The sequence below is a fragment of the Microbacterium sp. NPDC090007 genome (assembly GCF_044748345.1).
Lineage (GTDB): Bacteria > Actinomycetota > Actinomycetes > Actinomycetales > Microbacteriaceae > Microbacterium.
In genome coordinates this window covers 259878-286480 of record NZ_JBIVFV010000001.1, presented here as the reverse complement: position 1 = coordinate 286480, position 26603 = coordinate 259878, and the positions used below count along the sequence as shown (strand labels likewise).

The window sequence follows — 26603 nt, the reverse complement described above, 5'->3', positions numbered from 1 at the left end:
GTGCGGACCGCCCTCCCCGCGTACCGCGCGGCGGCGGCCGAACTCGCCCCGCTTCTGCGGCTCGGGGGTGACGGCTCGGTTCTCGCCATCGACGGCCGTGGCGCCTGGTGGGAGTGGCTCGACGGGGCCGCCGGCGTCGTCGTCGACGAGCCGGACCCGGCCCCGGCCCCGGTGCACGAGATGCTCCGGGCGATCGACGTGCCGGTCGTGGTGGTGCGTCGCCGGCTGCGCGCCGACATCGTCGCCGATGCGGCGCGAGAGCCCATCGACCCCCGTCACGTCGTCGTCGACGCGTGGGGAGGACGAACGGATGCGATGACGCTGCTGCGCGACGCGACGGGGTGGGCGCGGGTTCTGGCGGGTGGTGCGCTGTCGGTGATCGACCGGGCCGACACTCCCTCGGCATCGATGATCGCCCTGCGCGGGCCCGACGGGGTCGGCGTGAGCGTCACCCGGGCGATCGGCGGCGGGGTGGGCGGTGCTCTCGTGGCCACGGCCCTGGGCGCGCGCCGCGTGGAGGTTCGAGTGGACTCCGCGACGCCCCTGGTCGACGTCGTGTTCGACGACGAGGCCGGCCGGCGCGCGACGCCCCTCCGTCGGGAGTCGCCCGAGCGCCTCGGCCTCCGCCGGATTCTGCAGGCCCTCGAGTCGGGAACCGTGCCGAGCGACCTGGCCGAGTTGGCCGCCGACGATGAGGTCATCCGGCATCCACTTTGAGGCGCGCCTCCGCCCTCCGGTGGGCCGCGTCCGCCTTCTGGCGGGTTGGACGCCCGGCCGAGCGCTGCTTCCGGGACATGCACCGCCCTGCGTGCGCCGCCCGCCGCGCGCTCGCCGCCGGGCGACGTGCACGCGGCTGTCGAGATAACTCACGCCGATACCCGGCATCCACAGAATCGGATTCCCTGATACCGACTTCCGTCGGATAGTGGAAAAAGAGTCGGAACGACCCGATTCACCGAAAGGATCGAAGATGATCAAGCTGCTCTCTCATCTGTCGTTCGTCGCGATCACGACTCCTGATGTCGAGGCCTCGGTGGACTTCTACGTCAACCAGGTGGGCCTGACCGAGGTCGCCCGCGAAGACGACCGCGTCTACCTGCGCTGCTGGGGCGACTACTACGCCTACTCCGTGGTCGTCGCGAAGGGGGACGAGCCGTCGCTCGAGACCATGGCGTGGCGCACCTCGTCGGCGGAGGCGCTCGAAGAGGCCGCGAAGCGCGTGCAGGCCGCGGGTATCGAGGGCGAATGGTTCGAGGGTCGCGGCATCGGCCGTGCGTTCCGCTTCACGGGTCCGTTCGGGCACCACATGACCCTGCACTGGGACGTCGAGCGTCACCGCGCCGAGCCCCACACCGCGTCGATCTACCCCGACCGCCCCGAGAAGCGCAGCCCCGTCGCCGGTGCACCGCGTCAGCTCGACCACGTCACCGTCGCCACCCAGGACGTCGACGCGTTCGTGCAGTGGTACGTCGACACGCTCGGCTTCCGCTTCATGGCCCGCACCGTGCTGGATGAGGCGCCCATCTCGGTGTTCTCCGTGCTCACGACGAACGAGAAGTCGCACGACCTCGGTGTCGTGCTCGACGGCTCGAGCCGCGCCGGCCGCATCAACCATTACGCCTTCTGGGTCGACACCCGCGAAGAGCTGCTCATCGCCGCCGACACCCTCATGGAGAACGGCATCCCGATCGAGTACGGCCCCAACATCCACGGCATCGGCGAGCAGACCTTCCTCTACTACCGCGAGCCCTCGACCCTGCGCATCGAGCTCAACACCGGCGGATACCGCAATTACGTGCCCGACTGGGAGGCCAACACCTGGAAGCCCTCGCAGGGGTCGAACAACTTCTACCGCAACGGCCGCATGCCGATGTCGATGACGGAGTCGTTCCCGGCCGCCGACGGCCCCAGCGCCACCGAAGAGGGCGTGCCCGACGAGATCAAGGACGCCCTGCTGAACCCCTACGCCGTCCAGGGCCGGGGCTGACGCGATGACCGCCCCCTACGCTCTTGCCCGTTTCCGCGACGGGGATGCCGTTCGCGTCGGCCTCGTGGTCGGCGAGCGCATCCGTGCGCTGACCGCCGACGAGCTCGGGGGCGGTCTGAACGCCTTCCTCGCCACCTCCGCCTGGGATCGCATCGCCGCCCTGGTCGATGCCCCGGGGGAGTGGCATCCGCTCGCCGATGTGACCCTCACCGCGCCGGTCGAACCGCGGCAGGTGCTGCAGACGGGCGCCAACTACCGTGAGCACGTCATCGAGCTGGTGGCGGCGGGCCTGACGCAGAACACCGATCGCACGCCCGAGCAGGCGCGGGCGTTCGCCGCCGACATGATGGACGAGCGCGCCCGCAGCGGCGAGCCGTACTTCTTCATGGGCCTGAGCGCGTGCGTCGTCGGCGACGACGTGCCGCTCGTGCTGCCGGGGTACAGCGAGGTGCACGACTGGGAGCTCGAGCTGGCCGTCGTGATCGGTCGCGAGGCGTTCCGCGTCTCACGAGCGGACGCCCTCGACCACGTCGCCGGGTACACGATCGTCAATGACGTCACCACGCGCGACCTCGTCTTCCGCAAGGACATGAAAGAGATCGGCACCGACTGGTACCGGGCCAAGAACGCGCCCGGGTTCCTGCCGACCGGGCCGCTGCTGGTCCCCGCGCGCTTCGTCGACCCGGCCGACACCGCGGTGCGTCTGGAGCTGAACGGACAGGTGATGCAGGATGCCAACACCTCCGACCTGCTGTTCGACGTTCCGGCGCTCGTCTCGGCGGCGTCGCAGACGCACCCTCTGCTCCCCGGCGATCTGCTGCTGACGGGCAGCCCCGCCGGCAACGGGCAGCACTGGAAGAGGTTCCTGCGCGACGGCGACGTCATGACCGGCACCGTCGGCGCGCTCGGCACGCAGGTCGTGCGGTGCGTGGGCGAGGGGGCATCGTGACCCTCCGACAGACTCAGGGACCCGACGCGACCCCGGCGCCCGATGCGGCCCCGGGGACCCTCCCGTCGGAGAACCCCGCCGACCTCGACCGGCAGAATCCCGAGGCCGAGATCGCCGCGCGCGCCACGGCCCACCGCAATTGGGGGCGGTGGGGCGAGGACGACGTGCTCGGCACGCTCAATTTCATCGACGACGACATCCGTCGCGCGGCCGCGGGTCTCGTACGGGAGGGGCGCTCGATCTCGCTGTCGCAGCCGTTCGACACCGACGGCCCCCAGAGGGGCTGGCGACGGCGTACCAATCCCGTGCACACGATGACCGACACGGGAACGGATGCCGAGCGCGGCAGCCAGGGCTTCCCCCACGGCATCGGCGGGGCCGATGACGTCATCGCGATGCCCCTGCAGTGCTCGACGCAGTGGGACGGCCTCGGCCACATCTTCGACCACGGATTCGCCTGGAACGGTCGCCGTGCGGGCGACGTCGTCACCAGCGACGGCGACCTGGTCACCGGCATCGAGCACGCGGCATCCGTCATCGTCTCGCGCGGCGTCCTGCTCGATGTGGGCCGCCACCTCTCGCCCGAGACCGGGGAGCTCGCCGACGGCCACGCGATCACCGTCGTCGACCTCGAGGGGTGCGCCGAAGCCGAGGGTGTCGAGGTGCGCCGCGGCGACATCGTGCTCGTGCGCACCGGCCACTACACGCGGGCCCGCCGCGACGGATGGGGAGACTACGCGGGCGGTCCCGCCCCCGGTCTCTCACTCACCACCGCCGGCTGGTTGCATCGCACCGAGATCGCGGCGATAGCGACCGACACGTGGGGCTTCGAGGTGCGGCCGAACGAGTTCGACGTGCCCGCGTTCCAGCCGCTGCACCAGGTCGTCATCCCCAACATGGGCCTGACGATCGGCGAGATGTGGAACCTCGACGAGCTCGCCGCGGCCTGTGCCGATGCGCGACGCTGGGAGTTCCTGCTCGCGGCGCCGCCGTTGCCGATCACCGGGGCCGTCGGGTCGCCGGTGAACCCGCTCGCCCTGCTTTGACCCCCGTCCCGGAACAGAGAGGTTCTGACATGACCGCCGTTCAGAAAGTCGCGATCGCCGGAGCCGGCGTCGCGGGCCTGGCCACCGCCATCTTCCTCGCGAAGGCCGGTGTCGAGGTCGACCTCTACGATGCCCAGCCCGCGCTGTCCACGCGCGGCTCGGGCATCACGCTGCAGGGCAACGCCCTGCGCGTCTTCGACGAGCTCGGCGTCTGGGACGAGGTGGCCGCCGCCGGCAAGGCCTTCGAGGGCCTGAACCTGCGCGCGCCGGGGCCCGGCGCTCCGGTCGTCGCCGCGCTGCCCGACCTCAAGACCGGCGGCCCCGACTACCCCTCCACGATGGGGATGTCGCGACCCGACCTGGCGCGGATCCTCCTCGCCGCCGCTGAGCGCCACGGCGCCCGGGCGCACTTCGGCACGCGGGTGACCGGCGTCTCGCAGACCGACGGAGCGGTTGCCGTGGACGTCGACGGGGAGCCCGCGGGCACGTTCGACCTGCTCGTCGGAGCGGACGGCCTGCACTCCGCGGTGCGCGAGCTGATCGGCATCCACGTCTCTCCCGAGCAGACGGGAATGGGCATCTGGCGGACGTTCGTGTCACTGCCGCCCGAGGTGGACCGCAGCGAGCTGTACTACGGCGGGCCGATGTACATCGCCGGCTACACCCCCACCGGCGACGACACGATGTACGCGTTCCTCGTCGAAGCGGCCCAGGACCGCTCGAACGTCTCGCCCGACGAGGCGCGGCGCATCATGGTGGAGCAGTCGCGCGCCTACGACGGGCCGTGGAACCACATCCGCGCCGACATCGAGGCCGGCGCCGACGCGAATTACACCTGGTTCACCCGACACCTCGTCGAGGCCCCGTGGAATCGCGGGCGCGCCGTGGTGATCGGCGACGCCGCGCACAGCTGCCCGCCCACGATCGCGCAGGGCGCGGCCCAGGGCCTCGAAGACGCGGCGGTTCTGAGCGAGCTCCTCATCGACCGGGATGCCGTCGACCAGTCGCTCTGGGACGCGTTCCACGAGCGCCGGGTGGCCCGCGCCGCGGCGATCGTCGACGCCTCGGTGCAGCTGGGGCAGTGGCAGCTCGACGGCGTCCGCGACGCCGACATGGGGGGCCTGATGTTCGGCGTCGCGCAGCTGACGGCGGCCCGCGCATGAGCGCGGCGGAGGGGCGCGGGATCACCGACGTCCACGCGCATCTGCTCATGCCGGGCCTGCACGCCGAGGTCGAGCGACGCGTGCCCGACGACGTGCAGGCCGCGGCCGAGCTCGAACTGAGGCGGAACGGCTTGGCGAGTCTGCAGGCCTCGGGCCGCATGATCGGGGAGCGCTTCCCCCGCCTGACCTCGGTGCAGGCCCGCCTGGCCGCGATGGACGAGCAGGGTGTCGACCGGCAATGGGTCAGCCCCTCGCCCAACCACTTCTACCCGTGGGCGAACGAGGGCCTCGCGACGTGGACCACCGGCGAGGCCAACCGCCTCATCGCCGAGCACGTCGGCCAGGCGCCCGACCGCCTGGTGGGCCTGGGTACCGTGCCCCTGCAGCACCCGCACCTGGTCGTCGACGCGCTGGACGATGCGGTGCTCGGGCGCGGACTCGCGGGGGTGGAGATCTCGTCCTCCGCGCGCGACGTCGAGCTCGGCGACGAGCGCCTCGAGCCGTTCTGGGCGCGCGCGGCCGAGCTGCGCGCCGTCGTGTTCCTGCACCCGTTCGGCTGCTCCCTCGACGAACGCCTCGACCGGTTCTACCTGTCCAACACGGTCGGGCAGCCGGTCGAGAACGCCGTCGCGCTGTCGCACCTGATCTTCGCGGGCGTGCTGGACCGGCATCCGGGACTGCGTCTGATCGCGGCGCACGGCGGCGGATACCTGCCCACGGCGATCGGCCGGTCGGACCGCGCCTGGGCGGTGCGGCCCGAGGCCCGCGGATGCGCCCACGCGCCCTCGACGTACCTGTCGAAGCTGTGGTTCGACACGGTGGTGCACGACGAGCGCGCGCTGCGCTGGCTCGTCGAGGTGGCCGGGGCCGACCGCGTCCTGCTGGGCAGCGACTTCCCGTTCGACATGGGGCTCGACGACCCCGTCGCCTTCGTGCGCGGCGCCGGACTCTCCGAGACGGACACGGCCGGCATTCTGGGGGCCAACGCCGCCGACCTGCTGCGCACGCGGGTGCACGCGTGAGGATCGCGCGGTGGGCCGACGGCGCCGACGTGGGCGAGGGGTTCGTCGATGCGAATGCCGTGATCCCCTTCCCGGACGGGTTGCGGGTGGCCGAGGTGCTCGCCCAGGGTCTCGAGGCCCTTCCGGCGCTGTTCGCCCGGCGGGTGACGGACGCCGCCCGGCCCCTGGCCGAGGTGCGCCTGCTTGCTCCGCTGGTGCCGGCATCCATTCGCGACTTCGTGGCCTTCGAAGAGCACGTCGAAGGGGTGAGCGCGTCGGTCGACGGCAAGAGCGAGGTCGTGCCCGAGTGGTACGAGGCGCCGACCTTCTACTTCACCAATCCGCACACCGTGCGCGCGACGGGGGAGATCGTGCCGATCCCGCAGACCGCGCGTCTCGACGTCGAACTCGAACTCGCGGCCGTCATCGGCGGGGTCGCGGGCTCGGACGGCGAGAACCTGGATGCCGAGACCGCGGCATCCCACATTTTCGGCTACACCGTGATGAACGACTGGTCCGCCCGCGACCTGCAGTCCCGCGAGATGAAGGTGCGCCTGGGTCCGGCCAAGGGCAAGGATTTCGCGATGACCCTCGGACCCTGGATCGTCACGGCCGACGAGCTCGCTCCGTACACGGACGATGACGGCTTTCTCGCCGTGCGGGCCGAGCTCTTCGTCAACGGCGAGCGGATCGGCCACGACCTCGTGTCGAACATGGGGTGGCCGTTTCCCGAGCTGGTGGCCTACGCCGCGCGCAATTCCGTTGTCGTGCCCGGCGACGTCCTCGGCTCGGGAACGGTCGGCAACGGCGGATGCCTGGGCGAGCTGTGGGGGCGTCGTGGCGGTCTCGACCCGCGTCCGCTCGAGCCCGGCGACGAAGTGCGCCTGGTCGTCGAGGGTGTCGGAGAGGTCGTCAACGTCGTGGGCGAGCGTGTCGCCGCCCCGGCGGTGCCGCGGGCGCGCGAGCGTTCGCGGGCGCGCTCGCGGTGACCGACGAGGTCGCGCCGGCGGGCCGGGGCGCCCCGCGCGCCGTCCTGCGGGCGCCCCGGAGCGCCCCGGGCGCCGTCCTGCGGAGTGGGGGGCCCGGGCTTCCGCACGCCGTCCTGCGGACGCGGGGAGCGACACGCCGGTCGGCGGTGCGTTCGGGGCGGCGAGTCGGCCCGGGGTCCGCGGGACGGGGAGCCCGCCGCTCCGAGTAATGTTGAAAAACGACATAAGTGGGGTATGATGGATCCGACGTCGGGGCCCCACGGGTCCGTTCGCCCGGTGAGGGAGCCGGAGCGGCACACACGGTCGCGTCGATCGCTCGGTCGTACGGGCGCCCCACGTATGACTCTCTCCCCCGCGCGGCTGCGGATCCTCGTCGCCGCCCTCCTGTCCGTCTCTCTCCTCGGCGCGCTCGATCACACCGTGGTCTCGACATCCCTCGCCACGATCGCCGGTGATCTCGGCGCGATCGAGCACATGAGCTGGATCATGGTCGGCTACACGCTCGCCGCCACGGTGATGCTGCCCGTGCTCGGCAAGCTCGGCGACGTCGTGGGCCCGCGGCGCGTGTTCCTGGTGTCGCTGGTCACGTTCCTCGCAGCCTCGCTCGTGTGCGGATTCGCGCCCGACCTCGGCTGGCTCGTCGCCGCCCGCGTGCTGCAGGGGCTCGGATCAGCGGGCCTGCAGCTGATGTCGCAGACGATCATCGCGCGGGTCACCACCCCGCGGCAGCGCCCGCGTTACATGGCGATCATCGGGGCGGCGTTCCCCGTCGCGATCGTCGTCGGACCCGTCGTCGGCGGACTGATCACCGACTTCTGGGGCTGGTCGTGGGTGTTCTGGATCAACCTCCCGGTCGGATCGGTCGCGCTCGCGCTCGCGCTGGTCGCCGTGCCGCGCCTTCCCGGAGGGGCGCACCCGCGCTTCGACATCCCCGGCGCGGTGATCTTCACGGCCACGTTGCTCGCCCTCGTGCTCGCGGTGACCTGGGTCGGCGACGAGGCGCTGCGCCCCGCGGCGATCGTCTGCGTGGTCGCGGTGGTGGTCGGCATCCCCGTCCTCGTGGCGGTCGAGAGGCGGGCCGCGGAACCGATCCTGCCGGCGCGCATCCTGCGCCAGCGCACGATCCTCGTGTGCCTCGGGCTCTCGCTCGTGGTCGGCGCGGGGCTGTTCGCGATCGTGGCCTACGTGCCGACGTACATCCAGATGGCCTATCGCACCACGGCCACGGTGTCGGGGCTCGTCCCCATCGCGACGGTCCTCGGCATGCTCGTCAGCAGCCTGCTCACCGGCTGGCTCGTGAGCCGCTCGGGACGCTACCGCGCCTACCCGGTGATCGGTACGGCCCTGGGTGCCGTCGGTCTGGCCGCGATGGCCGTGCTGCCGGTCGGAACGCCGCTGTGGGTGCCGATGGTCGTCATGGCCCTCGTCGGCATCGGCACGGGATCGTTCACCAACCTCATCTTCGCGGTGGTGCAGAGCGCGGCCGCGCGAAGCGACCTCGGGGCCGTCACCGCCACCACCAACCTCGTACGCCAGATCGGTTCGACGGTGGGCACCGCCGTCGTCGGAGGAATCGTCGGCTTCGGCGTCGCGAGCGCGCTCCCCGCGGGCCTCGACGCAGCCACCCTCACCCCGGCTCTCGCGCGCGCCGCCGACCCCGCCGTGCAGAGCGAGATCGCCCGGACGTATCACGACGTGTTCGCCCCGGTCTTCCTCGGCCTCGCCGCCGTCTACGCGTGCGGTGTCGTCATCGCCGTCCTGTTGCCCCCGGGGCGCCTGTCGGACGAAACGCCCCAGCCCACGGCATCCGTGCCCGCCCGTCAACCCGCCTGATCGGCCCTCGAAGGAGAGACCATGTCCGACACCCCCACCATCGCCGTCGTCGGCAGCGGGCCCATCGGTTCGACGTACGCCCGCCTGCTGCTCGAGGCGCTGCCCGACGCGCGCGTGATCCTGTTCGAGGCGGGGCCCCAGGTGACCGAGCGCCCCGGCGAGAGCGTGCGCAACCTCACCGACCCCGACGAGAAGGCCCGCGCGCGCGAGAGGTCGCAGGGGCCGCAGGCAGGCTCCTTCCGCGAGTCGCTCGGCATCCCGGCGGGGGCCGTCGTCGAGGGGATGTTCACCGCGCGAGGAGGCACCCACCTGCTCGACTTCGGCGGGCCGGGTTCGGCGCACGCCGAGGCGTTCCCGGCCGCGGCCGCCGCGACCAACGTCGGCGGGCAGGGGGCGCACTGGACCTGCGCCATCCCGCGCCCGGCCTTCAGCGAGAAGCTCGACTTCATCGCCGACGATGAGTGGGAAGATCTCATCCGCACCGCCGAAGACCTGCTGCACAAGCAGAGCGCGGCCTTCTCGGACTCGCCCGTCGGCGCCGCCATCCGCACCCTCCTCGACCGGGAGTTCGGCGACGAACTGCCCGAGGGGTACGGCGTGAGCACGTTGCCGGTCGCCGGCGACCCCCAGCCCGACGGCACGATGCGCTGGGCCGGAGCCGACACCGTGCTCGGACCCCTCATCGAGCCCGGCACCGACACCGCTGCCCGCTTCGAGCTGCGCGATCTCACTCTCGTCCGTCGCATCGAGCACGACGGCACCCGGGTGCGGGGGGTGATCGTGGAGGACCTCCGCACCCGCCAGCAGACGTTCGTCGAAGCGGATGCCGTGGTGGTGGCCGCCGACGCGTTCCGCTCCCCGCAGTTGCTGTGGGCCTCCGGCATCCGACCCGCGCCCCTCGGTCGCTACCTGACCGAGCATCACGTCGTGATCAGCACCGTCGCGCTCGACGCGGACCGCATGAGCGCACTCGTCACCGATGAAGAGCTGGAGGCGGAGCTCGCGCGGCGGGCGACCAACCCGGCCGACCCCGTGGCGGCGGTCAACCGCATCCCCTTTTCGGAGCCCGGTCACCCCTACTCGGCGCAGATCATGTATGCAGAGACCCCGCCCTTCCCGCTCGCCGCCGACCATCCGGCGGCCGGCAATCGCTGGGGCTACGTCAACATGGGTTTCGGTACGCGCAAGTTCCCCCGCGTCGAAGACGGTGCCACCTTCAGCGACGACGAGCTCGACTACCGCGGGATGCCGAACTTCACCATCGAGTACGCCTTGACCGAGCGCGAGAGAGCCGAGATCGCCGAGGCGACCCAGCGCCTGCGCCGGGCCGGAGAGGCGCTCGGCACGTTCATCGCCGAGCCGCGGCTGCTGCCCAACGGCTCGAGCCTGCACTTCATGGGCACGATGCGCGCGGGCACGGACCCCGCAACCTCGGTGGCCGATCCGTACTCGCGCGTCTGGGGCTTCGAGAACCTCGTGGTCGGCGGGAACGCCCTCATCCCCACCGCGAACACGATGAACCCGACGTTGACGAGCGTCGCCATCGCGGTGCGCGGCGCGCGGCATCTGGCCGCGCAGCTGCGCGCGGTGCACGAGCGCGCGGCGGTGTGAGACGTCGCCGCCGATGCCCGGGCCTCGCATACTGGAGGGATGCAGCCGTGGGAGACGCGTGAGTGGTTCGGGGAGTTCCTGGACGCCCTGAACCGGCACGACGTCGAGGCGGTCCGCACGTTCCTGCACCCCGCGGTGCGGCGTGCGCACCTGCCCGCCGGTGCCGAGGCGTGGATCGCCGACTACGCCGAGCTGCTGCACGGGTTCCCCGATTGGCAGTACAAGCGCATCCAGGTGCTCGTCGAGGACGACCGACTCGCGGTGCATCTGCGCGGTGGCGGAACCCACACGGGGCCGTTCGCCCTCGTGCCGGCGACGCGCCGGCGGGTCAACATCGCCGCGTTCGCGATGTACCGGCTGGAGCGCGGGCGGATCGTCGAGGCGACCGGAACCGACGACGCCGCCCAGCTGCGCGCCGCCGTCGCCTGACCGACTGCCGCGAACCGGGGTCACTGCTCGGGCTCGGATGCCGTTGCCGGGCCGACGGAATCCGCTGACGGCGTCCGCATTCTTGGCGGATCGCTGCGTTCCGCTTCCGTCTCTTGCGCGATCTGTCAAGGGCGACCGCATGTCGGTGGTCACGGGTACGTTCGCTCGTGCCCGATCGACAACGGGCGAAAGGAGCGGGGACCATGAGGTCTTCCGACCGCCCCGGCGCCGGAGTCATCTGGGCTCGCGTCGAAGAGGGTTTCCATGTCGGCAGCAAGAAGGGCGTGTTCCTCGGCTACGTCGATCGCCAGCCCGACGGCGGCTTCCTCGCGTATGACGGAACGTCCCGCGTGGTGGGCCGCTTCGCCGCCCTGACCGCGGCGATGGCGGCCGTCACCAACGGCCAGCCCGCCCAAGAAGACGAGATCACCCTCGAGCAGGTGCGGGTCCCCGCCCCTCGCGCCGTCGGTCGCGAGGCGGCGTCGTGAGCGCGCCCCTCGTCTCGGTGTCCTACGTCAGCACCGCGACCGAGCCGTTCGACGACGAACGACTGGCCGCGCTGCTGTCGTACAGCCGCCGCGCCAACCACGCGCATGAGCTGACCGGCATGCTGCTGTACCGCCGCGGCCGGTTCTTCCAGGTACTCGAAGGACCGCGCGACGCGGTCGAGCACCTCATGGACGCCATCCGGGGCGACGACCGCCACACCGACGTGCGGGTGCTGCTCTCCGAAGACATCGACGAACGACGCTTCACGGAGTGGACGATGGGCTACGAGCCGATCAGCGTTTCCCCGAGCCCCGCTCCCGCGGGCTTCCGCGACACGTTCGACGATCTCGAATCCGATGACGACGACGCGATCATCCGCGCCGTCCGAGAACTCACCGTCTGGTTCCGCGCCCGTTCGACCTCGAGCGCGGCGCTGCTCGGCTCGGCGAGCTCGCGCTGACCTTCGGGGCGGACGCGTGCCCTCGTCGTCTCGCCCGCCCCGGTGAATTCCACCCCCGAAAGCTCGCCCCGAAGAAAGAAGTCCACGATGACCACGATCGTCCTCATCCCCGGAGCAATGCACGGAGCCTGGGTCTTCGAGCCGCTGCTCGCCGAGTTGTCCGAGCGGGGGCTGACGGCCGTCGCCGTCGACCTGCCCAGCAGTTCTGCCGACACCGCGTCGATCGGTTCGCTGACCGACGATGTGGATGCCATCCGCGCCGCTGTCGCCGACATCGACGGTCCGGTGGTCCTCGCGGCCCACTCCTACGGTGGCGTTCCGGCGCGTGCGGCGGCGGGCACGATCGAGTCGGTGCGGGGCCTGGTGATGATCGCCGCCTTCGCCCTGCCCGTCGGCGCGTCGCTCCTCCAGGCGCAGGGCGGGGAGTTCCCGCCGAGCTACGAGCGGTCGGCCGACGGTCGCGGCGTCAAGATCGGCGACATCGCCGAGACGATCTACTCCGGCGTCCCGCAGGACGTCGTCGAGCGGGCGCTTCCGCGGGTCCAGTGGCAGAGCGTGGAGTCGTTCACGCAGCCCGCTCCCGCCGAGCCCGGTCCCGACGTCACGGTGACGACCGTGATCGCCACCGAAGACAAGGCTCTGCCCGCCGATCAGCAGCGCCAGTGGGCCGAGGCCTCCGACGCGCAGGTGTCGGTGGCATCCGGTCACTCTCCGCACGTGTCGCACCCGGGAGTCGTGGCGGACGCCATCGCCGACACGGTGCGCCGGGTCGACGCGGCATCCTGAGGCGGGGGCGGGGTAGCGTCGCGGGATGGATCCCGCCGCCGTTCCCCCGCCTCCCGGCCCGGTTCGCCGCGCACGCGGTGCCGTACGGATCGCCGGCGGCGGCGGGGTGCTCGCCGTCGTCGCGTACGCGTATGCGCTGCACATCGCCGCGGGGGATGCGAACCCCTTCGACTTCTTCGGGTACTTCACGAACCAGACGAGCTGCTTGACGGCCGGAGTGCTGATCCTCGTCGGGCTGCTCACGACGTGAGGTCGCCGCGTGCCACCGCCGGTCGCGGCGGTGTGGGGTGTGGGAGTGGCCTGTCTCGTCGTGGTGGCGGTGGTCTACAACGGCCTGGTGCCGGGGACGGGCTCCGCTCCGCCGTGGGTCAGCGCCGTGCTGCACCTCGTCTTCCCGGTCCTCGTCGTCGTCGACTTCGCCACCGATCACGATCGGCCGGTTCTGCCGTGGAGCCGGTTGTGGTGGGTGCTGCCCTACCCGCTGCTGTGGGGCGCCGTCGTGCTCACGCGCGGGGCGACGGACGGGTGGGTGCCCTACGGGTTCCTGCTTCCTGAGCGGGGCCTGACCTCGCTCGCCCTGCACGTGGTCGGCATCCTCGCCCTGCTCCTGCTGGCGGCGACGGGGGTGTGGGGCCTCAGCCGGGCGCGGGGGATCCGGAGCCGGCGCCCGTCATAGCGGGGGCTCCAGGGCGCGGAGCGCGGCATCCATCCGCTCCGTCATCTCGGCGTAGCCGGTGTCGTCGGGGTGCAGGCCGTCGGCGGCCATCCAGCTGTCGGGTGAGCCCGCGTAGTGACCGTCGAGCCAGCGGCTGGCCCCCGCGATGTGGTCGGCGCCGATGCGGGCGGCCGCGTCTTGCACCCACCCGGCGATGACGTCGACCGATGCCGGCCGCTCGTCGGTGTACCAGAACGGCTCGACCACGATGATCCGCGCGTCGGGCAGCCCCTCGCGCAGGCGCTCGAGGTCGCTGTCGATCGCCCGCCGGATGGCGTCGGCCCGATCGTCGTAGCTGAAGTTGTCGTTCAGGCCCATCGTGACGAACACGATGTCGGGGTCGTCGGCGATGACGAGCGCGGGGATGTCGTCGAGGCCGTCGCGCATCGACGCGCGGCGGTTGACGAAGCCGAGGCCGTTCTCGCTGCGGTTGATCTCGTACCAACCGCGTTCGGCCGAGATGACGCTCGACCAGCGGCGCTCGGGCGAGCTGGCCCCCGTGCCACGGGTGTACGAGTCGCCGTAGAACGACACGACGGGTCCGTCCGCGGGGCCCGGGGGCGACACCGTGTCGGGGGCGACGGTGGCGGGGGCGCACGCGGTAAGGCAAAGGACGAGGGATGCCGTGGCCACGGCCATCCGGAGCAGCCGGGTGCGCATGTCCCCATTGTCGCCCGCGGGACGCGCGCGAGGGTCGGCTCCGTGACCGCCGGTCTTATCCCAGCGGCGACCGCGGGGCAAGCGGCCCCCTCGCGGGGTGGACGCACCCCAGGCTGGTCCCATGAGATGTGTGACCTACGCCGGCGAGACCGTGACCACGACCGATGACGTGGCGGAGGCGCTGGTGCAGCTCACCGCGTCGATCGCCGCCGACGGACAGGCCGAGGCTGTCAGCATCCCGATCGTCACGCCCACCGGCGAGACGGAAGAGGCCGAACTGGTCATCGGTGTGGGCAACGACGTGCTCAGCGCCCCCGCTGCCGAGTGGACCGGCGACGAGCCCGACTTCGCCTGGGCGGCCGAAGAACTGCGTCGGCACAAGCGATTCCCTCAGGCGCCCGCCATCGCCCACGAGCAAACGATCGACGCCGACAACCCCGACGCGTTCTGGGACCCCGACCTCGACGGTTTCACCCGCGCCTGACCCCCGCACCCACGGGGGGAGCTCGTCAAGCCCACCTCGGCGGCGTCGCATCGGCCTAGCGTGGGTGCTCCGCAGCGGACGCGACCGGTTCATCGCCCCGCTGCGTGAGCCCCGGACAGTCCGGGTGGCCCGCCGTTTCGCGGTGTCGCCCGGACGCTCGGTCCCGGGGCCGCCCGCCGGGACACGTCCGTGAAGAATGGACCCATGCTCTTCTCTCTCGTCACCGGGGCATCGCGCGGCATCGGTCGCGCCATCGCCGTCGGCCTCAGCGCCCGCGGCGATCGTGTCGCCGTGCATTACGGCTCCGATCGCGGCGCCGCCGAAGAGACCCTCGCGCTCCTGCACGGCGAGGGTCACATCGTCGTCGGGGGCGACCTGTCCGACCCCCTCGTAGCCGAACGGGTCGTGGTCGACGTCCTCGAGGCCTTCGGCCGCATCGACGTCCTGATCAACAACGCCGCGATCGCACCTAATGCCGAGACCTCGCACCCGATCGCCACCGCGAGCTACGAGACCTGGCACCGCACCTGGGAGCGCATGGTCGACGTCGACCTCCGCGCCCCCGCGAACGTGACCTTCCTCGTCGCGCGGTCCCTCATCGAGCGCGGTCTGCCGGGGTCGATCGTGAACGTCGGCTCGCGCGGAGCGTTCCGCGGCGAGCCCGAGTTCCCGGCGTACGGGGCGGCCAAGGCCGGTCTGCACGCCATGGGGCAGTCCCTCGCCGTGGCCCTGGCGCCCCACGGCATCGCCGTCACGAGCGTCGCCCCGGGGTTCGTCGGCACCGACCGGCAGCAGCAGAGACTCAGCGGTGCCGAGGGGGACGGCATCCGCGATCAGAGTCCCTTCGGCCGCGTCGCGACCCCTGAAGAGGTGGCGGATGCCGTGGTGTACCTCGCGTCGCCGCGATCGCAGTGGGCGTCCGGCGCCATCCTCGACCTCAACGGCGCCTCGCACCTGCGCACCTGACCGCCCCGCACCCCCGCGGCGGTGAGAGGGCGGTCCCATGCAGGCCGTCCTCGTGATCATCGACATCCAGCGCGACTACTTCCCGGGCGGGCGGCATCCGCTCGTCGGACCGGATGCCGCGGCCGCCGCCGCCGCACGGCTGCTCTCCTGGCAGCGCGATCGGGGTGCGCCGGTCATCCACGTGCGTCACGAGAGCCCGGCCGGCGGCGGGTTCCTCGAGGTGGGCACCGACGGCGCCGAGATCGACCCTCGCGTCGCACCGCTCGCGGCCGAGACGGTGATCGTCAAGCACGCACCCAACGCCTTCGTCGGTACCGACCTGCGCGAACGTCTCGCCGCCCTCGGCGACCGGCCCCTGCTCGTCGCCGGGATGATGACGAGCATGTGCGTGGATGCCAGCGTGCGCGCGGCGATCGACCTGGGCTGCGACGTGACGGTCGTGGGGGACGCGTGCGCGGCCCCCGCCCTCGCCCACGACGGCGTCGAGGTGGACGGCCGGACGGTGCACACGGCGTTCCTCGCCGCGTTGAGCGGCGCGGGGGCGACCGTGGTGTCGAGCGGGGACGTCGTCGGCGCTCGTCCCTGACGCGGGGTCCGGGCGCGGGGGATCGGGATCGCCGGCCGCGACGTGCGGGTTCCCGGGTTCGATACGCGAAGAGGCCCGTCCCACCGCGGCGGCGGTGAGTCGGACCTCTGGAGGGGCTGACGGGAATCGAACCCGCGCTGTCTGCTTGGGAAGCAGAAGTTCTACCATTGAACTACAGCCCCGGAGCCTTGCGGCAACCCCGCCAGCATAACAGCGCATGTGCGGCATCCGGTGTCGGCGCGTTCGATACCGCGGGTGGGCGGTGAGCCGGGGCAGTGCGCTCGGCTCGCAGGTGGGGTCCCGCGGCGGCGCACCCCGCCCCTAGGCTGATGCCGTGCTGCTCTCCGATCGCGACATCCGGGCCCACCTCGAAGATGGGCGCCTCGGCCTCGACCCGTACGATCCGGCGATGGTGCAGCCCTCGAGCGTCGACGTGCGGCTCGATCGGTACTTCCGGCTGTTCGACAATCACAAATACCCCTTCATCGACCCCGCAGTGGATCAGCCCGAACTGACGCGTCTGATCGAGGTCGAGCCCGACGAGCCGTTCATCCTGCACCCCGGCGAGTTCGCGCTGGGGTCCACGTTCGAGCGTGTGACGCTGCCCGACGACGTGGCCGCGCGGCTGGAGGGCAAGTCATCGCTCGGTCGCCTGGGACTGCTGACGCATTCGACCGCCGGGTTCATCGACCCCGGGTTCTCGGGTCACGTCACCCTCGAGCTGTCCAACGTCGCGACGCTGCCGATCACGCTGTGGCCCGGCATGAAGATCGGACAGGTCTGCTACTTCCGCCTCTCGTCTCCGGCCGAGAACCCCTACGGATCCGGGCCGTACGGCAACCGTTACCAGGGCCAGCGGGGCCCAACGGCGTCGCGGTCGTCGCTCGACTTCCACCGCACCGACGTCGGAACGACCGACGCGGGGTCGCCCGGACGCTGAGCCCCGGCCCGCGCCCCGGTGTCGCGCGTGGGGTGTGGGCGCTCCCGATCGAGTCGTCCCGCCGCCCGGGTGGTGCACAACGTCGGGTCGCGCCGTGGGATGGGCCGTCCCGCCCCCCCCGGGGTGGTGCACAACGGCGGGTCGCTCCGGCGACGCGCCGTTGCGGCGCACGAACGCGCGGCGTGTCGGCGAGATCCCCCGCCATTGTGCACGGCCCCGGCGGTGTCGACGGCACGCGGCGGCGGTCGATCGGCTGGGGGGAGAGTCACTCGGATGCCGCGGACTCGCGGCCGCGCTCGAACCCGGCGTCGAAGCCGCGTTCGTAGGCCCGCTCGGTCGCGCGCGCCTCGCGACGGCGGCCCTGCCATCGGCCGTGCCGACCCGGCGCACCGTCGTCGTGCGCGTCGGCGTGCCCGCCGTGGCGCGGGCCGAACCCGTGGTGGGCGTTGCCACCGTCGTGTCGGGCGTGCTCCCGTCCCTCCGCGGGAACGTCGCCGCGCGAGTCGGGGACGTCGCCGTGCGAGCCGGGTCCGTCGCCGCTCGAGCCGGGCCCGGATCCGCCGCGCGAGCCGGGTCCGAGATCGCCGGGTCCGAAGCCGGGCCCGAAGCCGCGCCAGCCGGGTCCGAAGCCGGGCCCGAAGCCGTGCGAGCCGGGCCCGAAGCCGCGACCCGAGCCGGGCCCGAACGGGCCGGGGCCGAATCCGAACGCGCGGGGTCCGCCGGCGAAGCGGCGAAGGCCGGGTTCGGCTCCGGGGTGGTCCGCGTCGTCGAGGCCGAGCGTCGTGGCGATCTCGTCGAGCGACGCGCGGAGCTGGGCGAGGGTTGCGGCCGGTACGTCCGCGAGCACGGCGGCGCGGTCGGCGTCGATCCGGTCGAGCGTCGCCCGACCCTCGTCGGTGAGCGTCCAGCCGTCGTCGGTGCGGGCGATCCATCCGCGTTCGGCGAGAGCGGTGGTCCGCTTGCCGCCGCGCGCGAGGCGATCGGTGATCCAGGGCGCGTCGAGGCGCCCGTCCACGGCCGCGAGGATCATCGCGGTCTTCGGGTGGATGCCGCTGTCGCGAAGCTGTGCGAACAGGCGGCGGTGCAGTGCGTGTCCGACCGAGGTGAGGCGGTGGGCGAGGCTGCGGGGGTCGTCGGGGGAGTCAGGGGTGTTCATCGGGGTGTCCTTTCGTCGGCGGGCGGCCCGCCATTACATGTCATCTGACAATGAATGTACTGTGACATGCATTCCGGATGCTTGTCAAGCGACATGTAAAATTTCCCCATGACAACCGACCCCGCCGACGAGATCGCCGCCGCCCTCGCGCGCCTGCGCGGCCGGCGCCCGAGGCCGCCGTTCCCCGGGGACGGTCACCACCATCCGCACGCGGGACACGGCGGACCCTGGGGTCGCGGCGCCCCGCCGTGGGCCGATCCGGCGCAGGCGCGCTTCGGCGGACCCGCGCGCCTGCGACTGCTCGACGCGCTGGTCGCGGCATCCGGATCCCTCTCCGTGAGCGAGATCGCCGAGGCCGTCGGGGTGGATCAGCCCCGGGCCTCGCGGCTCGTGCAGCAGGCCGCGCAGATGGGCCTGGTCGCGCGCGAGCCCGACCCCGACGACGCCCGCCGCACGCGCGTGGTGCTCACTCCCGAGGGCGAGGGACTGGTCTCGGGATTCCGGGGGAGGCGACGGGATGCCGTGCGCTCCGCCCTTGAGTCGTTCACCGCCGACGAGAGCCGGGAGTTCGCCCGCCTGCTAGCGAAGTTCGCCGACGCCTGGCCGCGCGAGTGAGTCGACTCAGCGGATGACGGCGGCGTCGGCCCTGACCGGGAGCAGCAGGATCAGGCCGGCGAGCAGAATCGCGACGATTCCCAGGATGCCGAGGCGCGTGTCGCCGGTCAGCCCGACGAAGAGCGCGAAGAGTCCGGGTGCCAGGAACGACACCGCGCGGCCGGTCGTGGCGTACAGGCCGAAGATCTCGCCCTCGCGGCCCTCGGGGGCGACGCGGGCCAGGAACGATCGACTGGCCGACTGGACGGGGCCGACGAAGACGCTCAAACCGAGGGCGACGCACCAGAACACCACCGGAGACGTCCCGATGAACAGGATCGATCCCCCCAGCACGATGAGCGCACCGAGCGACCAGACGATCACCCGCTTCGGACCGAACCGGTCGTCGAGGCGGCCCGAGATCATGGTGCTGATCCCCGCGGCCACGTTCGCCGCGACGGCGAAGTACAGCACCTCGGTCGGGGTGAAGCCGAACACCTGCGCGGCGATGATCGCACCGAACGTGAACACCCCCGCCAGCCCGTCGCGGAACACCGCGCTGGCCGCCAGGAACAGCAGCACGGGCCGGCTGTCGCTCCAGAGCGATCGCAGCGTCCTCCACAGCAGCGCGTAGGAGCGGAAAAAGCCGACGCGCACCTGGCGATTCCGCGCGGGGATCTCGGGTACGCGCAGCAGCACGGGGATCGCGAACACGCCGAACCACACCGCCGAGGCCAGCACGGCGATGCGGATGTTCAGACCGCCCTCCGTCGTCACGGCGAGCAGGCCACCGGCATCCGCGACGCCGAAGCTCTGGATGAACAGAACGAGCAGCAGGAGCAGCAGCACGATGCCGCCGACGTAGCCCATGCCCCAGCCGAAGCCCGAGACGCGGCCGATGTTCTCGCGCGTCGAGACCTGCGAGAGCATCGCGTAGTAGTTGACGCTGGCGAACTCGAAGAACACGTTGCCGACCGCGATCAGGGTGGCACCCAGGACGAGGTACTGCGGCGTGCCCTCGACGAAGACCATGGCCGCCATCGCCAGCACGACCAGCCCGGTGTTCACCCCGAGCCACAGCTTGCGGCGCCCGGTCCCGTCGGAGCGCTGGCCGAGCACGGGGGCCACGAGGGCGACCACGATGCCGGCGATCATCAGGGCGATGCCCACCAGGCTCGCATTGTCGGCGAGCGCCCGCACGAGGGCGGGGTCTTTGTCGTTCCCACCCGCGGCGGCGACGATCGCCGGGTCGACGAAGAGCTGACTGCCGAGGTAGGTGCTGAACACGAAGGTGGTGACGACGGCGTTGAACGCCGCGGACCCCCAGTCCCACAGTGCCCACGCGAGCACGGGGCGGCGGCCGGCGGTGGTGGTGGTCGCGCCGGAAGCAGGCATGTCGGTCACGGTAGAGCCCTTCGGTGAACGGCCGGTTCGACGTCGGAAGCGGTCGCACCGATGTCGGCGCGCGGGTTCAGGTTAGACCCCGGCTCTCGTTCACAGGCGGCGCACACTACCGTGGAGTCATGGCATCCGAAACCCCCGTCCCCTCCGCCGAGGCGGACACCACCCCCGAAAAGCTCACCTTCGCCGATCTGGGACTGGATGCCGCTGTGCTCAAGGCCCTCAAGGACGTCGGCTACGAGACCCCCTCCGCCATCCAGGCCGCCACGATCCCGGTGCTGCTGCAGGGGCGCGACGTCGTCGGCCTGGCGCAGACCGGAACAGGCAAGACCGCCGCTTTCGCCCTGCCGGTGCTCTCGCAGATGGAGACCGGTCACAAGAACCCGCAGGCGCTCGTCCTCGCCCCCACGCGTGAGCTCGCACTGCAGGTGTGCGAGGCGTTCGAGAAGTACGCCGCCCACATCAAGGGCGTCTCGGTGCTGCCGGTCTACGGCGGGCAGGGCTACGGCCAGCAGCTGTCGGCCCTGCGCCGCGGCGTCGATGTGATCGTCGGCACCCCCGGTCGCATCATGGACCACCTCGACAAGGGCACGCTCGACCTGAGCGAGCTGAAGTTCCTCGTGCTCGACGAGGCCGACGAGATGCTCAAGATGGGCTTCGCCGAGGACGTCGAGACGATCCTGGCCGACACCCCCTCGACCAAGCAGGTCGCGCTGTTCTCGGCGACCATGCCGGCGCAGATACGCCGCATCTCGGCGCAGTACCTGAACGACCCCGAAGAGATCACGGTCAAGACCAAGACCACGACCTCGGCGAACATCACCCAGCGCTACCTGATCGTGTCGTACCAGCAGAAGATCGATGCGCTCACCCGCATCCTCGAGGTCGAGAACTTCGAGGGCATGATCGTCTTCACGCGCACGAAGAACGAGACCGAGACGGTCGCCGAGAAGCTCCGCGCCCGCGGATACACCGCCGCCGCGATCAACGGCGACATCGCCCAGGTCCAGCGTGAACGCACGGTCAACCAGCTCAAGTCGGGCAAGCTCGACATCCTCGTCGCCACCGACGTGGCCGCGCGCGGTCTCGACGTCGAGCGCATCAGCCACGTCGTCAACTACGACCTGCCGATCGACACCGAGTCGTACGTGCACCGCATCGGTCGCACGGGTCGTGCCGGTCGCACGGGAGACGCGATCAGCTTCGTCACCCCGCGCGAGCGCCGCATGCTCACCGCGATCGAGAAGGCCACGCGGCAGCCGCTGACCGAGATGTCGCTGCCCAGCGTCGACGACGTCAACGCCACGCGACTCACCCGCTTCGACGACGCGATCACCGCCGCCCTCGAGGACACCGCGGCGATCGCGACCTTCCGGGACGTCGTCGCGCACTACGTCGAGCACCACGACGTCCCCGAAGCCGACGTGGCGGCCGCCCTCGCCGTCGTCGCGCAGGGCGACACCCCGCTGCTGCTCGAAGAAGAGACGCTGCAGCAGCAGCGCTTCGACCGCGACCGTCCGGCCCGCGACTCCCGCGACGGCGGCGATCGCGGCGAGCGTCGCAGCAGCGGTGGGCGTTTCGCGACGTACCGCATCGCCGTCGGCCGTCGCCAGCGCGTCGAGCCGCGCCAGATCGTGGGGGCGCTGGCCAACGAGGGGGGTCTGCGGCGCAACGACTTCGGGGCGATCCAGATCCGCCAGGACTTCTCGCTCGTCGAGCTTCCGGCCGACCTGTCGAACGACACCATCAACCGTCTCGCCGACACGCGCATCTCGGGCCAGCTCATCGAGCTGCGCCTCGACGCGGGCGGGCGCTCGGCCAAGCGCAGCGACCGGCCGCAGCGCCGCGATCGCGATCGCGACTGAGTCCCGGCATCCTCTCGACGCCCCCGCCGCCCTTCGGGTCGCGGGGGCGTCTCGCGTCCCGGCGGACGGGCTACCCCGCGGGCCGCGGGGTGACGGCGCCGGCCCGCGGTGTTCTGGGGCGTGTTCTGTGCACCGGGGCGTCTGTGGTCCGCCCCTATGCACACCCGGCGCCCCGGTGCGACCTGAGGCGCATTCGACGCCCCGGTCCGTCCCGTCCGTCGTCGCCGGCACGGCACCTCTGCGCCACGAACCCGCGACGCAAGCCGCGCAGAGAACCGGCGCCGTCACCTCGCGTCGCAGGCCGCACCTCTCGCGGTATCCGGAAGTTGAGCCGATTCATATCAAGTCGCCTTGACCTCCCGCGGAGCGTTCGATAACCTTGAGTCATCGCGGCTCAACCCGCGCAGAGACTTTCACCAGAACCCCGAGTGCGGCATCGGCTGCGCTCACAAGCAAGGAGACACATATGCCCCGTGCAGTGGGAATCGACCTCGGTACGACCAACTCCGTCGTGAGCGTGCTCGAGGGTGGCGAGCCCAAGGTCATCGCCAACGCCGAGGGTTTCCGTACGACCCCCTCGGTCGTCGCCTACACCAAGGACGGCGAGGTGCTCGTCGGCGAGACCGCCAAGCGCCAGGCCGTGACCAACGTCGACCGCACCATCTCGAGCGTCAAGCGTCACATGGGCACCACCTGGAGCTTCGACGTCGACGGCAAGAAGTGGACGCCGCAGGAGATCTCGGCCCGCATCCTGCAGAAGCTCAAGCGCGACGCCGAAGAGTACCTCGGCGACAGCGTGACGGATGCCGTCATCACCGTCCCCGCGTACTTCAACGACGCCGAGCGTCAGGCCACCAAGGAGGCCGGTGAGATCGCGGGCCTCAACGTGCTGCGCATCATCAACGAGCCCACCGCTGCGGCCCTCGCCTACGGCCTCGACAAGGGCAAAGAGGACGAGCTCATCCTCGTCTTCGACCTCGGTGGCGGAACCTTCGACGTCTCGCTGCTCGAGGTGGGCAAGGACGACGACTTCTCCACCATCCAGGTGCGCGCCACCTCGGGTGACAACCGCCTCGGTGGCGACGACTGGGATCAGCGCGTCGTGGACTACCTCATCAAGCAGTTCAAGGACACCACCGGTGTAGACGTCTCGGGCGACAAGATCGCCCTGCAGCGCCTGAAGGAGGCGGCCGAGCAGGCCAAGAAGGAACTGTCCTCGTCCACGTCGACGAGCATCAACCTGCCCTACCTGTCGCTGACCGACTCGGGCCCCGTCTCGCTGAGCGAGAACCTCAGCCGCGCCAAGTTCGAGGACCTGACGAAGGACCTCCTGGACCGCACCCGCAAGCCTTTCTCGGACGTCATCCGCGAGGCCGGCGTCAAGGTCGACGACATCGCCCACGTGGTCCTCGTCGGCGGCTCGACCCGCATGCCCGCGGTCGCCGAGCTGGTCAAGAAAGAGACCGGTAAGGATGCCAACAAGGGCGTGAACCCCGACGAGGTCGTGGCCGTGGGCGCAGCCCTGCAGGCCGGTGTCCTCAAGGGTGAGCGCAAGGACGTCCTCCTCATCGACGTCACCCCCCTGAGCCTCGGCATCGAGACCAAGGGCGGCATCATGACCAAGCTCATCGAGCGCAACACCGCCATCCCGACCAAGCGCAGCGAGACCTTCACCACCGCCGACGACAACCAGCCGTCGGTCGCGATCCAGGTCTTCCAGGGCGAGCGCGAGTTCACCCGCGACAACAAGCCGCTGGGCACCTTCGAGCTGACGGGTATCGCCCCGGCTCCCCGTGGCATCCCGCAGGTCGAGGTCACCTTCGACATCGACGCGAACGGCATCGTGCACGTGTCGGCGAAGGACAAGGGCACCGGTAAGGAGCAGTCGATGACCATCACGGGCGGTTCGTCGCTGCCCAAGGAGGACATCGAGCGCATGGTGCGCGAGGCCGAAGAGAACGCGGCCGACGACAAGAAGCGTCGTGAGTCCGCCGAGACCCGCAACCAGGCCGAGACCCTGTCGTACTCGATCGAGAAGCTGATCAAAGAGAACGACGACAAGCTCCCCGCCGAGGTCAAGACCGAGGTGCAGGGCGATGTCGACGCGCTCAAGACGGCTCTCGCCGGCGACGACGACGATGCGGTCAAGACCGCGTTCGACAAGCTGAACGCCAGCCAGGGCAAGCTCGGCGAGGCCATCTACGCCTCGTCGCAGGCTGCCGGTGAGCCCGCCGACCCCAACGTCGGTCAGCCGGGCGACGGCGAGACGCCGAACCCCGAGGAAGACGTCATCGACGCCGAGGTCGTCGACGACGAGAACCCCGACGAGAACAAGAAGTAAGCAGAGACCATGGCACACAAGGACGACGAACAGCCCACGGGCTCGGGCGCCGGTCCTGACGAGACGGGGCCGGAGGAGAACACCTCCGGCCCCGCGCCGTCGGGCGACCAGCCTGAGACGTCGGAGACGGATGCCGATGGCCTGACCATCGACGACATCCTCGGCGCCGAGCAGACGCCCGAGGCAGCGGCAGAGGGGGCTTCCTCCGACAAGGAGGCCTCGCTGCTGATCGACCTGAAGCGTCTGCAGGCCGAGTACGCCAACTACCGTCGGCGTACCGAGGAGCAGCGTGAGCGCGAGATCGAGCGCGCCAAGGGCGAGGCGGTGAAGGGCCTGCTGCCCGTCATGGACGATCTCGACCGCGCCGCCAAGCACGGCGATCTCGTCGAGGGCACCCCCCTCGCGGCGATCGGCGACAAGGTGCGAGCCGTGGCCGAGCGCCTCGGTGTGGTGTCGTACGGAGCCGTCGGCGACGTGTTCGACCCGCAGCAGCACGAGGCGATCTTCCAGGCCCCCACCCCGGGGGTGACCGAGACGACGATCCTCGAGGTCGTCGAGGTCGGCTACCGCCTCGGCTCGGTCGAATTGCGACCGGCCAAGGTCGTCGTCGCCGTCCCGGCCTGAGAGGAGAACCCATGGCGAGTCAGGACTGGTTCGACAAGGACTTCTACGAGGTCCTCGGTGTCGACAAGAGCGTCAGCGCGGCCGACTTGAAGAAGACGTACCGCAAGCTCGCGCGCCAGTACCACCCCGACTCGAACCCGGGAGACGCGAAGGCCGAAGCGAAGTTCAAAGAGATCAGCGAGGCCTACTCGGTCTTGAACGACCCCGAGCAGCGCGAGGAGTACGACCAGATCCGGGCCATGGGCTCGGGGGCGCGCTTCTCGGCTCCCGGGGCCGGTGCGGGGGGCGGCTTCGACGACGTCTTCAGTCGGTTCGGGCAGGGGCGTCAGGCCCCCTCGGGTGGGTTCGACGACTTCTTCTCGATGTTCGACCAGCAGGGCGGTGGCTTCGGCTCGGGCCGATTCGGGCAGACGACGGGCGGTTTCCGCGGCTTCGGCGGCCCTCAGAAGGGCGCCGACGTCACCGCGCGCACGACGATCGACTTCGTCACCGCGGCCAAGGGCGAGACCATCACCCTCCAGGGTGAGGACAACGTGCCCTTCAAGGTGAAGATCCCGGCCGGTGTCTCGGACGGGCAGAAGATCCGCCTGCGGGGCCGGGGACGCCCGTCTCCGGACGGGGGAGAGAACGGCGACATCGTGGTGACGGTCGCCGTCCGCCCCCACCCGGTGTTCAGCCGTGACGGTCTGAACCTGCGCGTGACGGTCCCCGTGACCTTCACCGAGGCGGCGCTGGGAGCCACCATCGAGGTGCCCACACTGGGCGCAGACCCGGTGCGCCTGCGCGTGGCACCGGGCACCCCCTCGGGGCGCGTGCTGCGCGTCAAGGGACGCGGGATCGAGACGACGAAGGGCCACGGCGATCTGCTCGCCGAGGTGCAGGTCGCCGTTCCCGCCCACCTGGACGACGCCGCGCGTGAAGCCCTCGAGCGTTTTCAGGCGCTCGAGCCGAAAGAGAACCCCCGCGCCGACCTGATGTCGAAGGCGCGGTAATCCATGCGCGTCGCCGGGGCTCGCGGCATCCGCTACGACAGGATGCCGGAGACCCGGTGACGCGACCGGCACGACGAAAGAGGTGAAGACGTGTCCGAGAGAGAGATCGACGAAGACGCTCCGATCTTCGCCATCGCCGCCGCCGCGGAGCTGTCGAACATGCACCCGCAGACGCTGCGGCAGTACGACCGGCTCGGCCTCGTCGTCCCCGCACGGACGCAGGGCGGTTCGCGCCGGTACTCCAGTCGCCACGTGCAGCAGCTGCGCGAGGTGGCTCGCCTGTCGGGCGAGGGCATGAGCCTGCCGGCCATCGCCCGCCTGCTGGCCCTCGAGGAGCGTGTGCACGAGCTCGCCCGTCGGGTGAACGATCTCGAACGTCAGCTGTCGGCCGAGCGGCAGTCGCGCCCCGGCGCGCGGGTGTTCGCGGCGGGGTCGACGGGGGCGGTCGTCACGCTGCGTCACGGCGCGCGCGTGCGCCGCGCGACCGACATCGTGCTGTGGCGCCCGCTCGGGCCGCACGACTGACCTCGCGCCTG

The 26603-nt window shown here is 71.2% G+C and carries 28 protein-coding genes and 1 tRNA gene; 25 read left to right on the top strand and 4 right to left on the bottom strand.

The features are described 5' to 3' along the window. From ACIPVB_RS01310 to ACIPVB_RS01240, 15 genes are all read left to right on the top strand, one after another. Positions 1-717 (top strand): hypothetical protein, encoded by a 717-nt coding sequence (locus tag ACIPVB_RS01310; protein WP_400366286.1) that lies wholly within the window; start codon positions 1-3, stop codon positions 715-717. 253 nt (positions 718-970) lie between these two features. Next, a complete protein-coding gene (locus ACIPVB_RS01305) occupies positions 971-1987 on the top strand; it encodes a VOC family protein (RefSeq protein ID WP_400366283.1) in 1017 nt (338 codons plus the stop codon). 4 nt (positions 1988-1991) lie between these two features. Beyond that, complete coding sequence (locus tag ACIPVB_RS01300; RefSeq protein WP_400366281.1) at positions 1992-2936, top strand: fumarylacetoacetate hydrolase family protein; 945 nt, start codon at positions 1992-1994, stop codon at positions 2934-2936. Further along, positions 2933-3982, top strand: a complete 1050-nt coding sequence (locus ACIPVB_RS01295) for a cyclase family protein (RefSeq protein WP_400366279.1) — start codon at positions 2933-2935, stop codon at positions 3980-3982. Before ACIPVB_RS01300 ends, ACIPVB_RS01295 begins: the two co-directional genes overlap by 4 nt. Positions 3983-4011: 29 nt before the next feature. Beyond that, positions 4012-5145: an FAD-dependent monooxygenase gene (locus ACIPVB_RS01290; protein WP_400366278.1), complete on the top strand. Its 1134-nt coding sequence runs from the start codon at positions 4012-4014 to the stop codon at positions 5143-5145. After that, a complete protein-coding gene (locus tag ACIPVB_RS01285) occupies positions 5142-6167 on the top strand; it encodes an amidohydrolase family protein (RefSeq protein WP_400366276.1) in 1026 nt (341 codons plus the stop codon). The genes ACIPVB_RS01290 and ACIPVB_RS01285 overlap by 4 nt, the downstream gene beginning before the upstream one ends. Continuing rightward, positions 6164-7135, top strand: a complete 972-nt coding sequence (locus ACIPVB_RS01280; protein ID WP_400366274.1) for a fumarylacetoacetate hydrolase family protein — start codon at positions 6164-6166, stop codon at positions 7133-7135. Before ACIPVB_RS01285 ends, ACIPVB_RS01280 begins: the two co-directional genes overlap by 4 nt. A 339-nt stretch (positions 7136-7474) precedes the next feature. Then, positions 7475-8968 (top strand): MDR family MFS transporter, encoded by a 1494-nt coding sequence (locus ACIPVB_RS01275; protein WP_400366272.1) that lies wholly within the window; start codon positions 7475-7477, stop codon positions 8966-8968. Positions 8969-8989: 21 nt separating this feature from the next. Next, a complete protein-coding gene (locus ACIPVB_RS01270; protein WP_400366271.1) occupies positions 8990-10579 on the top strand; it encodes a GMC oxidoreductase in 1590 nt (529 codons plus the stop codon). 39 nt (positions 10580-10618) lie between these two features. Next, complete coding sequence (locus ACIPVB_RS01265) at positions 10619-11008, top strand: ester cyclase (RefSeq protein WP_400366269.1); 390 nt, start codon at positions 10619-10621, stop codon at positions 11006-11008. A gap of 203 nt (positions 11009-11211) precedes the next feature. Then, complete coding sequence (locus ACIPVB_RS01260) at positions 11212-11496, top strand: hypothetical protein (RefSeq protein ID WP_400366267.1); 285 nt, start codon at positions 11212-11214, stop codon at positions 11494-11496. Beyond that, positions 11493-11957: a BLUF domain-containing protein gene (locus ACIPVB_RS01255; protein WP_400366265.1), complete on the top strand. Its 465-nt coding sequence runs from the start codon at positions 11493-11495 to the stop codon at positions 11955-11957. Before ACIPVB_RS01260 ends, ACIPVB_RS01255 begins: the two co-directional genes overlap by 4 nt. A gap of 87 nt (positions 11958-12044) precedes the next feature. After that, positions 12045-12743 (top strand): alpha/beta fold hydrolase, encoded by a 699-nt coding sequence (locus ACIPVB_RS01250; protein ID WP_400366263.1) that lies wholly within the window; start codon positions 12045-12047, stop codon positions 12741-12743. Positions 12744-12768: 25 nt separating this feature from the next. Further along, the gene (locus ACIPVB_RS01245) at positions 12769-12993 is read left to right on the top strand and encodes a hypothetical protein (protein ID WP_400366262.1); all 225 of its coding nucleotides are present in this window, start codon (positions 12769-12771) and stop codon (positions 12991-12993) included. A 9-nt stretch (positions 12994-13002) separates the two neighbouring features. Beyond that, positions 13003-13419, top strand: coding sequence for a Pr6Pr family membrane protein (locus ACIPVB_RS01240; RefSeq protein WP_400366260.1), 417 nt, complete (start codon positions 13003-13005; stop codon positions 13417-13419). On the opposite strand, the gene ACIPVB_RS01235 is transcribed toward ACIPVB_RS01240, so the two are convergent. Then, positions 13414-14118 carry an SGNH/GDSL hydrolase family protein gene (locus ACIPVB_RS01235; protein WP_400366258.1) on the bottom strand — a complete coding sequence of 235 codons (705 nt, stop codon included), beginning with the start codon at positions 14116-14118 and terminating at the stop codon, positions 13414-13416. The two genes, ACIPVB_RS01240 and ACIPVB_RS01235, sit on opposite strands and share 6 nt — an antisense overlap. Positions 14119-14239: 121 nt before the next feature. Between ACIPVB_RS01235 and ACIPVB_RS01230 the strand changes: the two genes are divergently transcribed. The 3 genes from ACIPVB_RS01230 (at position 14240) to ACIPVB_RS01220 (ending at position 16154) form a co-directional block, all read left to right on the top strand. Next, the gene (locus tag ACIPVB_RS01230) at positions 14240-14602 is read left to right on the top strand and encodes a hypothetical protein (protein WP_400366256.1); all 363 of its coding nucleotides are present in this window, start codon (positions 14240-14242) and stop codon (positions 14600-14602) included. A 204-nt stretch (positions 14603-14806) separates the two neighbouring features. Beyond that, the gene (locus ACIPVB_RS01225) at positions 14807-15568 is read left to right on the top strand and encodes an SDR family NAD(P)-dependent oxidoreductase (RefSeq protein WP_400366254.1); all 762 of its coding nucleotides are present in this window, start codon (positions 14807-14809) and stop codon (positions 15566-15568) included. Positions 15569-15605: 37 nt separating this feature from the next. Then, the gene (locus ACIPVB_RS01220) at positions 15606-16154 is read left to right on the top strand and encodes a cysteine hydrolase family protein (protein WP_400366252.1); all 549 of its coding nucleotides are present in this window, start codon (positions 15606-15608) and stop codon (positions 16152-16154) included. Between the two features lie 108 nt (positions 16155-16262). On the opposite strand, the gene ACIPVB_RS01215 is transcribed toward ACIPVB_RS01220, so the two are convergent. After that, a tRNA-Gly gene (locus ACIPVB_RS01215) sits at positions 16263-16336 on the bottom strand. A gap of 152 nt (positions 16337-16488) precedes the next feature. On the opposite strand from ACIPVB_RS01215, the gene dcd reads away from it, so the two are divergent. Next, positions 16489-17094: a dCTP deaminase gene (gene dcd, locus ACIPVB_RS01210; protein WP_400366250.1), complete on the top strand. Its 606-nt coding sequence runs from the start codon at positions 16489-16491 to the stop codon at positions 17092-17094. Between the two features lie 265 nt (positions 17095-17359). Here dcd and ACIPVB_RS01205 read toward each other — a convergent pair whose 3' ends face one another. Next, on the bottom strand, positions 17360-18250 hold the full coding sequence (locus ACIPVB_RS01205; protein ID WP_400366248.1) for a MarR family winged helix-turn-helix transcriptional regulator: 891 nt from the start codon (positions 18248-18250) through the stop codon (positions 17360-17362). A 108-nt stretch (positions 18251-18358) separates the two neighbouring features. On the opposite strand from ACIPVB_RS01205, the gene ACIPVB_RS01200 reads away from it, so the two are divergent. After that, on the top strand, positions 18359-18865 hold the full coding sequence (locus ACIPVB_RS01200) for a MarR family winged helix-turn-helix transcriptional regulator (RefSeq protein WP_400366246.1): 507 nt from the start codon (positions 18359-18361) through the stop codon (positions 18863-18865). Positions 18866-18871: 6 nt separating this feature from the next. Here the strand turns inward: ACIPVB_RS01200 and ACIPVB_RS01195 are convergent, their stop codons facing one another. Next, positions 18872-20239 carry an MFS transporter gene (locus ACIPVB_RS01195; RefSeq protein ID WP_400366244.1) on the bottom strand — a complete coding sequence of 456 codons (1368 nt, stop codon included), beginning with the start codon at positions 20237-20239 and terminating at the stop codon, positions 18872-18874. A gap of 128 nt (positions 20240-20367) precedes the next feature. Between ACIPVB_RS01195 and ACIPVB_RS01190 the strand changes: the two genes are divergently transcribed. From ACIPVB_RS01190 to ACIPVB_RS01170, 5 genes are all read left to right on the top strand, one after another. After that, positions 20368-22110: a DEAD/DEAH box helicase gene (locus tag ACIPVB_RS01190; protein WP_400366243.1), complete on the top strand. Its 1743-nt coding sequence runs from the start codon at positions 20368-20370 to the stop codon at positions 22108-22110. Between the two features lie 466 nt (positions 22111-22576). Then, positions 22577-24451, top strand: a complete 1875-nt coding sequence (dnaK, locus tag ACIPVB_RS01185; RefSeq protein ID WP_400366242.1) for a molecular chaperone DnaK — start codon at positions 22577-22579, stop codon at positions 24449-24451. Positions 24452-24460: 9 nt separating this feature from the next. Further along, positions 24461-25075, top strand: coding sequence for a nucleotide exchange factor GrpE (locus ACIPVB_RS01180; RefSeq protein ID WP_400366240.1), 615 nt, complete (start codon positions 24461-24463; stop codon positions 25073-25075). Between the two features lie 11 nt (positions 25076-25086). Further along, the gene (locus tag ACIPVB_RS01175; protein WP_400366238.1) at positions 25087-26067 is read left to right on the top strand and encodes a DnaJ C-terminal domain-containing protein; all 981 of its coding nucleotides are present in this window, start codon (positions 25087-25089) and stop codon (positions 26065-26067) included. A 90-nt stretch (positions 26068-26157) separates the two neighbouring features. After that, positions 26158-26592, top strand: coding sequence for a heat shock protein transcriptional repressor HspR (locus tag ACIPVB_RS01170; protein WP_400366236.1), 435 nt, complete (start codon positions 26158-26160; stop codon positions 26590-26592). Positions 26593-26603: the final 11 nt, after the last annotated feature.